We start from the raw sequence: 14,101 nt of genomic DNA on the forward strand, positions 1-14,101 counted from the left end.
CTCTCGCATACCCCTGCGGCGGCTCATCCTACGGCCGTACCGAACAGCCCGCCCAGGGCGTACGTCACACCGGCCGCGGCCCCACCGAGCGCGAGCTGCCGCAGACCGCTGAACCACCAGGACCGCGCGGTGACCTTGGCCACCACCGCGCCGCAGGCGAAGAGGCCGATCATCGCGAGCAGCAGGGCGGGCCAGAGCACGGTGGCGCCGAGCAGGTACGGCAGGACGGGAAGCAGCGCGCCGAGCGCGAACGAGCCGAAGGACGAGACCGCGGCGACGGTCGGCGAGGGCAGGTCGCCGGGGTCGATGCCGAGCTCCTCGCGGGCGTGGATCTCCAGGGCCTGCTCGGGGTCCTTGGACAGCTGCCGGGCGACCTCGCGGGCCAGTCCGGGCTCGACGCCGCGCGAGGCGTACAGCTCGGCGAGCTCGCGCTCCTCGTCCGCGGGATGCTTGCGCAGCTCACGGCGCTCGATGTCCAGTTCGGCCTCGACGAGCTCGCGCTGCGAGGCCACGGAGGTGTACTCGCCCGCCGCCATGGAGAAGGCTCCCGCGGCGAGCCCCGCGAGACCGGTGATGACGATGGTCTGCTGCGAGACGGAGCCGCCCGCCACGCCGGTCATCAGGGCGAGGTTGGAGACGAGCCCGTCCATCGCGCCGAAGACCGCCGGGCGCAGCCAGCCGCCGTTCACATCGCGGTGGGTGTGGTTGTCGCGGTGCGCCTCGTGCAGCGTCGCTTCGGTCTCGATGATCGCCATGGTGAGCCCCCTCGTGCGTGGTCGGACACCTCGAAAGTACGCGCGAAAAAAATCTCCCGCCAGCAAGGAAGGCCGTACTTACCTGCGAAAACGCGCCGCGGTGGGGACGGTTGTCCGGCCACGGGACGCGCCTCCGCGGCGGGCGAAGGGGTGATCTGAGCTCATGCGTGCTCGTGTGAGCGTCTCGCGTGGCAGGGATGCAGCAAGGACCGCATCCAGCGGTCCGTGCACACCCGCGCACCTTCGCGCGGATGTGCGCGGGTCCGCGTACAAGGGAGGCACGGCATGGCGTCCATCGCATGCGTTCCCTCGGCCACGGCGCCCGGCGGCGCCGACGACCTCCGCGAGCGGGCGCGCGGCGCGCTGCTCGGCCTCGCGGTCGGCGACGCGCTCGGCGCCCCCGCCGAGAACATGAAGCCGTCCGAGATCCGTCGCCGCTGGGGCCGCATCACGGGGTACGTGGCCGAGCACCCGGCGGGCACGGACGACACCGAGTACGCGATCTTCTCCGGCCTTCTCCTCGCCCGGCACGGCTCCGCGCTGACGGTCGCCCACGTCGAGGCGGCCTGGCACGAGTGGATCGCCGACCTGGACGAGGGCCCGTTCCGCGGCGCGGGCTTCAGCGAGCGCGGCACCCTGGAGAACCTGCGCAGGGGCCTGGCCGCGCCCATCTCCGCCCAGCACCGGCACGCGTGGAGCGACGGTCTCGCGATGCGGGCCGCGCCCTTCGGCGTCTTCGCCGCGGGCCGCCCCGGCGAGGCGGCCCGCCTCGTCGCGGTCGACGGCTCCGTCAGCCATGACGGCGAGGGCATCTACGGCGGCCAGGCGGTGGCGGCGGGCGTCGCGGCGGCGATGGGCGGAGCGCGGGTGGACGCTGTCGTGACGGCGGCTCTCTCCGTCATCCCGGACGACTGCTGGACGGCTCGCTCCCTGCGGCGCGCGGTGGCGGTCGCGCACCGGGGCGAGCGGGCGGTCCGCTCCGCGGTGGTCATCGGCGGCTACCCCTGGACGGACCTCGCGCCCGAGGCGGTGGGTCTCGCGTTCGGGGCGTACGCGGTGGCGCGCGGGGACTTTCGCGGCGCGGTGCTCGCCGCGGTGAACATGGGGCGGGACGCGGACACGACGGGGGCGGTCGCGGGGGCGCTCTCCGGCGCCACGTGTGGCGCCTCGGCGATCCCGGCGCCCTGGGCTGCGGCGATCGGGCCGGTGCGGGGCAGTTGTCTTCCCTCCATGCGGGGGCGCCACGTCCTGGACGTGGCCGATCTCCTGGCCCCCGCGGGCGGGGTCTCGTGACGCCGGGGGACCCCGCCGGGCCGGGGTGCGGCTCGCCTCCGGCGGCCTCCTCCGGCGTCGTGCCGCCCGGCGCCTCGAACCCCGCCGCTCCGCGGCGGATCCTTCCCACCCACCCATCCGTTCGCCCCGCACCGTCCAGCACCGCAACAGACCAACCCGCGCCCGCTCTGGAGCGGAGCCGCACCGCCGAAGCCCTCCTCCTCGGGCTCGCCGCAGGCGACGCCGCCGGGTGGCCCGCCGCGCGGCACAGAGCGTCCCGCATGCCCGAGTGGACACGGCGGCTCACCCGCGAACTCGACACCTTCGCCGAGCAGAACGCCACGACCACCCTCCCCGTCCCCATCGCCCTGAACCAGCCCCCTGAACCGCTGCGCCTCGGCCCCTCCGACGGCGCCGAATGGGCGGCCTTCACCGCCGAGTCGCTGCTTCGCGCGGCGGACGGCACCCTGGACGCGCGGCTGTCCCCGGACCGCCGGGTCCGCGCGGCCCTGGACCTCGCCTGGAACACCCTCGCCGCCGAGATCGCCGCGGCGGCGGCCCGCGCCCCGGAGGTCGAGTCCGCCGTGCCGCCCCTGCGCGCCCGGATCTCCGTGCGCGCGGGCCTCGGCAATCTCGCCGCCGGTCTGCGGCCCCCCGCCACCGGCCACGACAACCCGCACTACTTCGACGACGCGGCCTGCGTACGCGCCTGTGTGCTCGCCCTGGCCCACCCCGGCGACCCCGAACGTGCCGCGGACCTCGCGGAGTTCGACGCCCGCTACACCCAGGACGGCGACGGCACACACGGCGCCCGCGCCATGGCCGCGGCGATCGCCGCCGCCCTCGCCGACGCCGACGTCGACACCGCCGTGGACGCCGCCCTCGCCCAGCTCCCCGCGCACACGGAGATCGGCCGCAACGCCCGGCACGCCGTGAAGATGGCCCGCGCCCAGACGGACGACGGCGCCTTCGCCCTCGTACCGCTCCTTGAGCACCAGATCGTCGACCACGTCTACAGCTACGGCATCGCCGCCGCCGAGACCGTCCCGGTCGCCCTCGCCCTGACGTCCGCGGCCCGCGGCCGCATCGGCGAGGCGGTGCCCGCCGCCGCCTGCCTGTCGCGCGTCGCGGACTCCGCGCCCGCGCTGGCCGGCGCGCTCACCGGCATACTGGGGACGGCCGCCGCGATCCCCGAGGCGTGGCGCGACGCCTGCCGCACCCTCTCCGGCTGCGCCCTGCCCCGCCTCGCGGGCACCGATCTGGTGGAACTCGCCGGGCATCTGGCAGACACGGAACTGGTCACTCCAAGGGGACAATCCCGACATGACGACCATGACGCCGCGTACTGACGAACCGTCCTCCGAGCCGGTACCGTCCGAGCCCTCCCTGTCCTGCCGCATCACGGGCAGCCTCGTCGGCGCCGCGGTCGGTGACGCGCTCGGCGGGCCCGTCGAGGGGTACACGCCCCAGCAGATCGCCGAGCGGCACGGCGGCCGGGTGCGCGGCATCGTCGGCCCCTGGAACGGCGACCGCTGGCGCACGGCCCGCCCCATCGCGCCGTACCACAAGGGCGACGGGCACGTCACCGACGACACCCTGATGACCCACGCCCTGATCCGGGTGTACGCCACGGTCCGCGACCACCTCGACGCCTACGCCGTGGCCGACCACCTCGTCCCCGACCTGATGACGAACCCGCGCTGGATCCCGGAGCTGGAGGCCGAGGCGCTCCCGCTGCACCGGATCTTCCTCGCCGAGAAGTGGCTCGCCACCCGTCTCCACTACGGCCACGTCGACCCGCGCGAGGCCGGCACCGGCAACATCGTCAACTGCGGCGCGGCGATGTACATGGCACCGGTCGGCCTGGTCAACGCGGCCGATCCGCGGGCCGCGTACGCCGAGGCCCTCGACATCGCGGGCGCCCACCAGTCCTCGTACGGCCGGGAGGCGGCGGGCGTCTTCGCGGCGGCGGTGGCGGCGGCCTGCACGCCGGGCGCCACGGCGGACTCGGTGATCGAGGCGTGCGTCGGCCTGGCGAAGGACGGCACGCGTGCGGCGATCGAGGCGGTGGCCGAAGTCGCCGCGCGGTACCGGGACTTCGAGGCGGCGCTGGCTCCGCTGCGCGCCGCCGTCGCCCCCTTCGACACCGTCGGTCCCGACTACCGCGCCCCGTCCCTGGGCGCCCGCCGCCCCTCCCGCCTGCACGCCATCGAGGAGCTGCCGGTCGCCCTCGGCATGCTCCTGGTCGGCGAGGCCGACTACCGCCGCACCGTGCTCGCCTCGGTCAACTACGGCCGCGACTGCGACTCCATCGCCACGATGAGCGGCGCGATCGTGGGCGCGCTGCGCGGCGAGGCGGCGGTCCCCGCGGAGTGGGCCGGACAGGTCGCCGAGGCCAGCCGTATCGACCTGCGTGCCCCGGCGGCGGCGCTGACCGAGGTGGCCGAGGAGATCTTCGCCAGGGACGTACGCCGCCGGCGTACCCACGAGTCCGCGTTCACGGCCCTGACGGCCACGCGATGATCCGGCTGACCTGGGTCCAGCCGGAGGACCTGATCGGCCACGAGCTCCACCAGGCCGAGCAGGAGGGGCGCGCCGTCACCTCGGTGCGCGCCCGCTGGCTCGCGGCGGGCGGCCACCCGGCCCCGCTCCGCGCGGGCGCGTCACCGGGCCCGGCCCCCGCCCGCCTGCGGGCCCTCGCGGAGCAGCTCCTTGACGAACTGGCGCCCGGGCCGTGGCACGACGAGCCCGTCCCCACGGCGCCGGACACCGGCGGCGCGGCACCCGACGAGGACGGGCTGCGGCACCGGCTGCACGCCGCCTGGCTCGGCAGGGCCGCCGGCTGCCTGCTGGGCAAACCTGTGGAGAAGCTGCCCCTCGACGGCATCCGCGGCCTCGCCCGGGCGACCGGCAACTGGCCCCTCACCACCTGGTTCACCGAGCGCGGCCTGCCGCCCGAGCTCAAGGCGGCGTACCCCTGGAACAAGCGCTCCGCGGCCACTTCCCTCGCCGAGAACATCGACGGCATGCCCGAGGACGACGATCTCAACTACCCGCTGCTCAACCTGCTTCTGCTGCAGCGCCACGGCAAGGCCTTCACCACGGCGGACGTGGCGCGGCTCTGGCTCGACGAGCTGCCCGCGGGCCGTACCTTCACCGCCGAGCGCGTCGCCTACCGCAACCTCCTCCAGGGCATCGAGCCCCCGCACACCGCCACCCACCACAACCCCTTCCGCGAGTGGATCGGTGCCCTCATCCGCGCCGACCTGCACGGCTGGACCAACCCCGGCGCTCCGGCGGCCGCCGCCGGGCAGGCCCGCCGCGACGCCGTCCTGACCCACACCGCGAACGGCGTGTACGGCGCGATGTTCGTGGCCGCGACGATCGCCGAGGCGGCGGCCGGGCACGCGGACGTCCACGGCTGCCTGCGCGCGGGACTCGCCACCGTACCCGCGGACTCCCGCCTCTCCCGCGCGGTCAGCGGCGGCATGCAATTGGCGGCTTGCACAAGGGACTTCGACGACGTGGTGGACCGGCTCCACGAGACGTACGCGAACCACCACTGGGTCCACGTCCTGCCCAACGCCGCCCTCCTCGCCGCCGCCCTCACCCACGCCGAAGGCGACTTCACCGGATCGATCACCCGCGCCGTCTCCGGCGGCTGGGACACCGATTCGAACGGCGCGACCGCGGGCTCCGTCGCGGGCCTCATCGCCGGGCACCCGGACCGTCTCCCCGGCCACTGGACGGCGCCCCTCAAGAACCGGCTCGCCACCTCCGTCGGCGACTTCGACGGCATCGGCTTCGACACCCTCGCAGAACTCACCGCCCGGGAGGCGCACCACTCATGACCCCCACCCCCCACATCGCCGTCCTCGGCAGCGCGAACATGGACCTCGTCGCGTACGTCGCGAAGGCCCCGCGGCGCGGTGAGACCGTGACGGGACGCGAGTTCCGCACCGCCCCCGGCGGCAAGGGCGCCAACCAGGCCGTCGCGGCGGCCCGCGCGGGCGCCACCGTCTCGATGATCGGCGCGTTGGGCACCGACGCCTACGGCACCCAGCTCCGCTCCGCCCTCGAACACTCCGGCGTCGACACGGACATGCTGCGCACCGTCGAGGGCCCGACCGGCACCGCCCACATCGTCGTGGACGACGACGGCGGCAACGCGATCGTCGTCGTCCCCGGCGCCAACGGCACCGTCACCGCCCTCACCCCCGGCGACGAGGGCCTCATCGCCTCCGCCGACGCCCTGCTGCTCCAGCTGGAGGTGCCGGTCGAGGGCGTGCTCGCCGCCGCGCGGGCCGCCCGCCGCCACGGCGTACGCACCTTTCTCACGCCGGCTCCCGCACAACACCTGCCCCCCGAACTCCTGGACGCCACCGACCTGTTGCTGCCCAACGAGCACGAGGCCGCCGCCCTCACCGGCATCATCGACGACCCGTCCGCCGCCGCCCGCTCACTCCTCTCCCAGGTCCCCGAGGTCGTCATCACACTCGGCTCGCGCGGCAGCCTGTACGCGGCCCGCGACACCGAACCTGTCACGGTGGCCGCCCCGCGGGTGCCCGCGGTCGACACGACGGGCGCGGGCGACACCTTCGCGGGCACCCTCGCCGTGGCGCTGGCCGAGGGCGCCTCCGTGGTGAAGGCGCTGACCTGGGCCTCGTCGGCCGCCGCGCTCTCCGTGCAGCGGCCCGGAGCCTCGGCGTCCATGCCGTACCGCAAGGAGATCGACGACGAGGCGGGCCGTACGCCATGACAGCTCCCCTCACCGGCATCCGCGTCCTCGACCTCGCCACCCTCTTCGCGGGCCCGCTCGCCGCCACCATGCTCGGCGACTTCGGCGCCGAGGTCGTCAAGGTCGAGCACCCCACACGCCCCGACCCCTCCCGCGGCCACGGCCCTTCGAAGGACGGCGTCGGCCTGTGGTGGAAGCTGCTCGGCCGCAACAAGCGCACCATGACCCTCGACCTGTCGACACCCGGCGGCCACGACACGCTGCTGCGGCTCGCCGCCACCGCCGACGTGGTCATCGAGAACTTCCGCCCCGGCACCCTGGAGAAGTGGGGACTCGGCTGGGCGGAGCTGAGCGCCGCCAACCCCCGCCTCGTCCTCACCCGCGTCACCGGCTTCGGCCAGTTCGGCCCCTGCTCCCGCCGCCCCGGCTTCGGCACTCTCGCCGAGGCGATGAGCGGTTTCGCCGCGATCACCGGCGATCCCGAAGGACCCCCGACGCTTCCGCCGTTCGGCCTCGCCGACTCGATCGCGGGCCTGGCCACGGCGTACGCGGTGCTCACCGCGCTCACGGCCCGCGACCGCACGGGCGAGGGGCAGGTGGTGGACATGGCGATCATCGAGCCGATCCTCACCGTCCTCGGCCCCCAGCCGCTCTGGTACGACCAGCTCGGCCACGTCCAGCCCCGCACCGGCAACCGCTCCACCAACAACGCGCCCCGCAACACCTACCGCACGGCGGACGACAAGTGGGTCGCCGTCTCCACCTCGGCCCAGTCGGTCGCGGAGCGGCTGATGCGGCTGGTCGGCCGCCCGGAACTGATCGCGGAACCGTGGTTCGCCTCGGGCGCGGACCGGGCGCGCCACGCCGACGTCCTCGACGAGGCGGTCGGCGGCTGGATCGCCCGGCGCACCCGCGCCGAGGTGATCGAGGCGTTCGAGAAGGCGGAGGCCGCGGTCGCTCCCGTCCAGGACGTACGCGACGTCATGACCGATCCCCAGTACGCGGCCCTCAACACCCTCACCACGGTCGACGACCCGGAACTCGGGCCCCTGCGCATGCAGAACGTCCTCTTCCGGCTCTCCGCGACCCCGGGCGCGATCCACTGGGCGGGCCGCCCGCACGGCGCCGACACCGACGCGGTCCTCGCCGAACTCGGCCTGAGCGAACGGGAGATCACCACCCTGCGCAAGGAGGGCGCACTGTGACCACGCCCTCTCCCCTGACCTGGCTGTACGTTCCCGGGGATCGGCCCGACGTGGTCGTCAAGGCCCTCCACGCGGGCGCCGACGCCGTGATCGTCGACCTGGAGGACGCGGTCGCCCCCGACCGCAAGGAGTACGCGCGCTCGGCGACCGCGGAACTCCTCTCCGAGCCCCAGCCGCTCCCCGTCCACGTCCGTGTCAACGCCCTGGACGGCCCGCTGGCCGACGCCGACCTGCGCGCCGTCGCCGCGCTGCCGGGCCTGGCGGGCCTGCGCCTGCCCAAGGTCGCCTCCCGCGCCGAGATCGTCCGCGTCGCCGACCGCGCGGCTCCCGCCGACGGCGGCGCCCCCGCCCTGCACGCCCTCGTCGAGTCGGCGCTCGGCCTGGAGCACGCCTTCGCCATCGCCACCGCGCACCCGGCCCTGCACGGCATCTCCCTCGGTGAGGCCGACCTCCGCGCGGACCTCGGCGTGCGCGCGGACGCGGGCCTCGACTGGGCGCGCTCCCGGGTGGTGGTGGCCGCACGGGCGGCGGGCCTGGTCCCGCCCGCCCAGTCGGTCCACCCGGACATCCGCGACCTGGACGGCCTCGCCGCCTCCTGCGCCCGTGGCCGCGCCCTCGGCTTCCTCGGCCGCGCGGCGATCCACCCCCGCCAGCTCCCGGTGATCGAACGTGCCTACCTGCCCACCGCCCGGGAGATCGAGGAGGCGGAGGAGATCACCAAGGCGGCGGCGACGGACGAGGGCGCGCTGGCACTCGCCGACGGCCGCTTCGTGGACAAGGCGGTGGTGGAGGGCGCCCGAAGGGTCCTGGCGCTGGCTCTGGCCCGCCGGGGGTAGCGGCTCCGTCCGGTGCCGGACTCTCCTCGCCCGCCGCACAGCCGAGGGGGCCGCCGGATCGTTCGATCCGGCGGCCCCCTCGGCGTACAGCCGGAGCGTCAGCTCTTGTCGACGGACTTGGCTCCGCTCTTGGCCCCGCTCTCGGCCTCGCTCTTGGCCTCGTCCTTGGTGTCGGCCTTCACTTCGTCCTTCGTGGCAGCGTTCGCGTCAGCGTTCGCAGGCTCCGCGGGGGCCTCCGGCTCGACGATCTCCTCCCGCCCCGGGCGCTTCCTTGCGGACAGCACGAGGTAGACGACCGCCAGGAGGAAGACCACGATGGCGGTCCATACGTTCAGCCGCACGCCGAGGATGTGGTGCGCGTCGTCGACCCGCATGTACTCGGTCCAGCCGCGCCCGGCGCAGTACGAGGCGACGTACAGCGCGAACGCCCGGCCGTGTCCGAGCTTGAAGCGGCGGTCGGCCCAGATGACGAGCAGGGCGACGCCGACGCACCACAGGGACTCGTACAGGAAGGTGGGGTGGTACGTGCCGGGGACCCGGCCGTCCTCCGCCGAGGTGATCTTCAGGGCCCAGGGCAGATCCGTGGGCTTGCCGTACAGCTCCTGGTTGAACCAGTTGCCCCAGCGGCCGATGGCCTGGGCGAGGGCGATGCCGGGGGCCAGCGCGTCGGCCCAGGCGGGCAGCGGGATGCCGCGGCGGCGGCAGCCGATCCACGCGCCGACCGCGCCGAGCGCGATCGCCCCCCAGATGCCGAGGCCGCCCTCCCAGATCTTGAAGGCGTCCACCCAGTCACGGCCGTCGCTGAAGTACAGCTGGTAGTCCGTGATCACGTGGTAGAGGCGGCCGCCGACAAGGCCGAACGGCACGGCCCACACGGCGATGTCCGCCACGGTGCCGGGCCGGCCGCCGCGGTCGACCCACCGCTTGTTGCCGAGCCAGACGGCTACGAAGACGCCGATGATGATGCAGAACGCGTAGCCGCGCAACGGAATGGGTCCGAGTTCGACCACACCGCGCGACGGACTGGGAATGAAGGCAAGGTCCATGACGCGTCCGACGCTACCGTGCCGGGCGTCGGGGGCGGCAACCGGTCCGGCTACGTATCCATAACAGGACCACCGCCCCCGCGCCACGGGCGTCAGCTCTTGTTCGCCTCCGCCACCATCTGCTTCAGCTTCTGGGGCGTCACCGGGTTCCGCTGGTCGCCGAAGATGTCCTTGCCGTCGAGCCGCACGGTGGGGGTACCGCGCAACTTCGCGTCCTGGAACGCCTTGTTGGACTTCTGGACCCAGCTGTCGTGCGCACCGTCGTCGACGCACTTCTTGAAGGAGTCGGTGACCAGACCGTCGACCTGGCCCGCGAGGTCGAGCAGCTTGTCGTTCTTGCCGAACGCGTCGTCGGATTCGGCCGGCTGGTTCTTGTAGAGCACGTCGTGGAACGGCGCGAACTTGCCGGCGTCCTGGGCGCAGGCCGCCGCGTTCGCGGCGCGCAGCGAGCCGCTGCCGCCGAGGTTCCGGTCGATGAGGGTCGCCAGGTGGTACTCGACCTTGAGCCGGCCCTTCTCGGTGAGCTCATGGATGGTCGAGCGGAAGCCGTCCTCGAAGCCCTTGCAGGCGGGGCAGCGGAAGTCCTCCCAGACGGTGAGGGTCGACTTGGCGCCGTCCTTGCCCGCGGGGAGCGCCAGCCGGTCCTTTCCTGTCGCCCCCTTCGGCACGGCCACCGGGCCCGACGAGTCGCTCTTGTCGTCGTCCGAGCCCGCGGCGAGCAGCCCCACCACGGCGGCGAGGCCGAGGACCCCGACCACGGCGGCCCCGACGATCAGCGCCCGGCGCTGCTTGTCGCGGGCCTTCTGCCGCTCTCGCTCTTCCGTCAGCCGCTCGCGGGCCGATCGCTTTCCCTCACGGTTCTTCTCGCTCACACCCGGCCAAACGAACCGGGGAGGCACCAGCGTGCCTCCCCGGTCCAGGTCCACCCGTACGAGTTACGCGGGGGCGCGCACCCCGTCCGCGAGTTCACCGGCGAGCGCGCGCACGGCGGCAAGTCCTGCGGCCTCGTCGGGCGCGTCGAGCATCCGCTGCACGAAGGCCGAGCCGACGATCACGCCGTCGGCGAAGCCCGCGACCTCGGCGGCCTGGCGGGCGTTGGAGACGCCGAGTCCGACGCAGACCGGCAGGTCGGTGGTGGCCTTGGTGCGCCGCACCAGGTCCTGGGCCTGCTCGCCGACGGATTCGCGGGTGCCCGTGACGCCCATCAGCGATGCCGCGTAGACGAAGCCGGAGCCCGCCGCCGTGATCGTGGCGAGCCGCTCGTCCTTGCTGCTCGGCGCGACGACGAAGACCGTGGCCAGGCCGTGCTTCTCGGCGTGCTCCCTCCAGAGCGCGGACTCCTGGACCGGCAGGTCGGGCAGGATGCAGCCCGCGCCGCCCGCCTCGGCGAGCTCGGCCGTGAAGCGCTCCACGCCGTAGCGGTCGATCGGGTTCCAGTACGTCATGACGAGCACCGGCCTGCCGGTCGCCTCGAAGGCCTCGCGCACCGTGCGCATGACGTCGGCGATCTTCAGGCCCGCCTTGAGTGCGATGTCGTCGGCGGTCTGGATGACCGGGCCGTCGAGCACCGGGTCGGAGTGCGGCAGACCGACCTCGACCACGTCGGCGCCGCCCTCGAAGGCGGCCTTGACCGCCGCGATGCCGCCGTCGACGGTCGGGAACCCGGCGGGCAGGTAGGCGATGAGGGCGGCGCGCCCCTCGGCCTTCGCGGCCGCGAGGGTCTCGTCCAACAGCTGGATGTTGCCGCTCACTTGGCGTCCCCCTCGATCTCCGCGGTGGCTGCCGCGTCCGCCTCGACGGCGGCGTCCGTGTCGTACAGGCCGAAGTAGCGCGCGGCCGTGTCCATGTCCTTGTCGCCCCGCCCGGAGAGGTTGACGACGATCAGGCCGTCCTTGCCGAGCTCCTTGCCGACGTCGAGCGCACCGGCGAGCGCGTGGGCGCTCTCGATGGCCGGGATGATGCCCTCGGTGCGCGAGAGCAGGCGCAGGGCCTGCATGGCGGCGTCGTCGGTGACCGCGCGGTACTCGCCGCGGCCGCTGTCCTTGAGGTAGGCGTGCTCGGGGCCGATGCCGGGGTAGTCGAGGCCCGCGGAGATCGAGTAGGGCTCGGTGATCTGGCCCTCCTCGTCCTGGAGGACGTACGACCGGGAGCCGTGCAGGATGCCCGGCTCGCCCGCGGTCAGCGTGGCCGCGTGCTCGCCGGTCTCGACGCCGTGCCCGGCGGGCTCGCAGCCGATGAGGCGGACACCGGCGTCCGGGATCAAGGCGTGGAAGAGGCCGATGGCGTTGGAGCCGCCGCCCACGCAGGCCACGGCGGCGTCCGGCAGGCGTCCGGCGCGCTCCAGGATCTGCCGCCTGGCCTCGACGCCGATGACGCGGTGGAAGTCGCGGACCATGGCGGGGAAGGGGTGCGGGCCCGCGACGGTCCCGAAGAGGTAGTGGGTGCGGTCCACGTTGGCGACCCAGTCGCGGAACGCCTCGTTGATGGCGTCCTTGAGGGTGCGGCTGCCGGACTTCACGGCGACGACCTCGGCGCCGAGCATCCGCATCCTGGCCACGTTCAGGGCCTGGCGCTCGGTGTCGATCTCGCCCATGTAGATGGTGCATTCGAGGCCGAAGAGCGCGCAGGCGGTGGCCGTGGCGACGCCGTGCTGTCCCGCGCCGGTCTCGGCGATGACGCGGGTCTTGCCCATGCGCCTGGTGAGCAGGGCCTGGCCGAGCACGTTGTTGATCTTGTGCGAGCCGGTGTGGTTCAGGTCCTCGCGCTTGAGGAACACGCGGGCGCCGCCGGCGTGCTCGGCGAAGCGGGGGACCTCGGTGAGGCTGCTGGGCCTGCCCGTGTAGTTGACCAGGAGGTCGTCGAGCTCGCGGGCGAACTCGGGGTCGCTCTTGGCCTTGTCGTACTCGACGGCGACCTCGTCCACGGCGGCGACGAGGGCCTCCGGGATGAACTTGCCGCCGAACGCGCCGAAGTACCCTTCGGCGCTGGGGATTTGACCCTCCGGGTCGGGGATGAAGTACTCGCTTGACATGCGGAAACCTCGCAATGGCTGACGCTGGCGTATGGCATGAGATCGCCCGGTCGCCGTAGCTGGAGCAGGTTCCGTCGCGACCATCGCCCGGCGTGGGCTGGTCGCGCAGTTCCCCGCGCCCCTGAAGGGGCGCCCTCAGCTCGGTCGGCGCTCAGGGCGCCGTCGCCATCGCATCCCGGGGATCTGGCCCGGCTCCGCACCGATGTGGTACCGCACCCGCCGGCCCCGCACGCGCCGCGCGGGCGCCCGGCAGCCGCGGGGGCGGCAGCCGGGTGCGAGGCGGGCGGAGATGGCCATGAGGAGGGTCAGCCCCGTCCGTGGCGGAGGGCCGGGTGGGTGCCCGCGGCGACCAGGTCGGAGACGGCGGCCCGCGGGTTGCCGCCGGTCACCAGGGACTCGCCCACGAGCACCGCGTCGGCGCCCGCGTTGGCGAAGGCGATCAGGTCGTGCGGGCCGCGCACACCGGACTCGGCGATCTTGACCACGCTGTCCGGCAGCTCGGGCGCGATGCGCTCGAAGGTGGAGCGGTCGACCTTCAGGGTCTTCAGGTCGCGGTTGTTGACGCCGATGACCCGGGCGCCCGCGTCCACGGCACGATCCGCCTCGTCCTCGTCGTGCACCTCGACGATGGGCGTGAGGCCGATCGATTCGGCACGCTCGATGAGGGATTCCAGGGCGGGCTGCTCCAGGGCGGCCACAATGAGCAGCGCGAGGTCGGCGCCGTACGCCCTGGCCTCCCACAGCTGGTACGAGGTGACGATGAAGTCCTTGCGGAGCACCGGGATGTCGACCTTGGCCCGGACGGCCTCCAGGTCGGCGAGCGAGCCGCCGAAGCGGCGCTCCTCGGTGAGTACGGAGATGACGGCGCCGCCGCCCGCCTCGTAGTCGGCGGCGAGACCCGCCGGGTCGGCGATCGCGGCGAGCGCGCCCTTGGAGGGGCTGGAGCGCTTCACCTCGCAGATGACCTTGACGCCGTCGCCGCGCAGGGCCGCCGCGCCGTCCTTGGCCGCGGGAGCCTTGGCCGCACGCTCCTTGAGCTCGTCGAGGCTGACGCGTGCCTGCCGCTCCGCGAGGTCGGCACGGACTCCGTCGATGATCTCGTCGAGCACACTCACGCGAGCGGCCCCCTTCCCTGACGGTTGAGCTGACGTTCAAGCTGGTCACTGCGATGGTATCCGCAGGAGGGCGAAGCCCCCGCATCCGGTTGACACCCGTCCC

General features: G+C 73.9%; 13 protein-coding genes. 7 read left to right on the plus strand and 6 right to left on the minus strand.

Annotation, left to right across the window (positions count from 1 at the left end; genetic code table 11):
• Positions 1 to 23: 23 nt before the first annotated feature.
• Positions 24 to 755 (minus strand): VIT1/CCC1 transporter family protein, encoded by a 732-nt coding sequence (locus AC07DI_RS21685; protein WP_384255785.1) that lies wholly within the window; start codon positions 753 to 755, stop codon positions 24 to 26.
• Positions 756 to 1,040: 285 nt separating this feature from the next.
• Here AC07DI_RS21685 and AC07DI_RS21690 point away from each other — a divergent pair, with 285 nt between their 5' ends.
• From AC07DI_RS21690 to AC07DI_RS21720, 7 genes are read left to right on the plus strand one after another with little or no spacing between them, the layout of a single operon-like run.
• Positions 1,041 to 2,048, plus strand: a complete 1,008-nt coding sequence (locus AC07DI_RS21690; protein ID WP_478905702.1) for an ADP-ribosylglycohydrolase family protein — start codon at positions 1,041 to 1,043, stop codon at positions 2,046 to 2,048.
• Positions 2,045 to 3,376 (plus strand): ADP-ribosylglycohydrolase family protein, encoded by a 1,332-nt coding sequence (locus tag AC07DI_RS21695; RefSeq protein WP_478905703.1) that lies wholly within the window; start codon positions 2,045 to 2,047, stop codon positions 3,374 to 3,376. The genes AC07DI_RS21690 and AC07DI_RS21695 overlap by 4 nt, the downstream gene beginning before the upstream one ends.
• Entirely contained in the window at positions 3,360 to 4,550 is a 1,191-nt protein-coding gene (locus AC07DI_RS21700; protein WP_478905776.1) for an ADP-ribosylglycohydrolase family protein, read from the plus strand. The genes AC07DI_RS21695 and AC07DI_RS21700 overlap by 17 nt, the downstream gene beginning before the upstream one ends.
• Complete coding sequence (locus AC07DI_RS21705) at positions 4,547 to 5,878, plus strand: ADP-ribosylglycohydrolase family protein (RefSeq protein WP_478905704.1); 1,332 nt, start codon at positions 4,547 to 4,549, stop codon at positions 5,876 to 5,878. Before AC07DI_RS21700 ends, AC07DI_RS21705 begins: the two co-directional genes overlap by 4 nt.
• Positions 5,875 to 6,786, plus strand: a complete 912-nt coding sequence (rbsK, locus tag AC07DI_RS21710) for a ribokinase (protein WP_478905705.1) — start codon at positions 5,875 to 5,877, stop codon at positions 6,784 to 6,786. The genes AC07DI_RS21705 and rbsK overlap by 4 nt, the downstream gene beginning before the upstream one ends.
• A complete protein-coding gene (locus AC07DI_RS21715; RefSeq protein WP_478905706.1) occupies positions 6,783 to 7,970 on the plus strand; it encodes a CaiB/BaiF CoA transferase family protein in 1,188 nt (395 codons plus the stop codon). Before rbsK ends, AC07DI_RS21715 begins: the two co-directional genes overlap by 4 nt.
• Positions 7,967 to 8,806: an HpcH/HpaI aldolase/citrate lyase family protein gene (locus AC07DI_RS21720; RefSeq protein WP_478905707.1), complete on the plus strand. Its 840-nt coding sequence runs from the start codon at positions 7,967 to 7,969 to the stop codon at positions 8,804 to 8,806. The genes AC07DI_RS21715 and AC07DI_RS21720 overlap by 4 nt, the downstream gene beginning before the upstream one ends.
• A 98-nt stretch (positions 8,807 to 8,904) precedes the next feature.
• On the opposite strand, the gene lgt is transcribed toward AC07DI_RS21720, so the two are convergent.
• From lgt to trpC, 5 genes are all read right to left on the minus strand, one after another.
• A complete protein-coding gene (gene lgt / locus AC07DI_RS21725) occupies positions 8,905 to 9,852 on the minus strand; it encodes a prolipoprotein diacylglyceryl transferase (protein WP_478905708.1) in 948 nt (315 codons plus the stop codon).
• A gap of 92 nt (positions 9,853 to 9,944) precedes the next feature.
• A complete protein-coding gene (locus AC07DI_RS21730) occupies positions 9,945 to 10,724 on the minus strand; it encodes a DsbA family protein (RefSeq protein WP_478905709.1) in 780 nt (259 codons plus the stop codon).
• 63 nt (positions 10,725 to 10,787) lie between these two features.
• Positions 10,788 to 11,603, minus strand: coding sequence for a tryptophan synthase subunit alpha (gene trpA / locus AC07DI_RS21735; RefSeq protein WP_478905710.1), 816 nt, complete (start codon positions 11,601 to 11,603; stop codon positions 10,788 to 10,790).
• Positions 11,600 to 12,883, minus strand: a complete 1,284-nt coding sequence (gene trpB / locus AC07DI_RS21740) for a tryptophan synthase subunit beta (RefSeq protein ID WP_478905711.1) — start codon at positions 12,881 to 12,883, stop codon at positions 11,600 to 11,602. The genes trpA and trpB overlap by 4 nt, the downstream gene beginning before the upstream one ends.
• A gap of 305 nt (positions 12,884 to 13,188) precedes the next feature.
• The gene (trpC, locus tag AC07DI_RS21745) at positions 13,189 to 13,998 is read right to left on the minus strand and encodes an indole-3-glycerol phosphate synthase TrpC (RefSeq protein ID WP_384255814.1); all 810 of its coding nucleotides are present in this window, start codon (positions 13,996 to 13,998) and stop codon (positions 13,189 to 13,191) included.
• Positions 13,999 to 14,101: the final 103 nt, after the last annotated feature.

This window comes from Streptomyces sp. NPDC044106, from assembly GCF_056433985.1.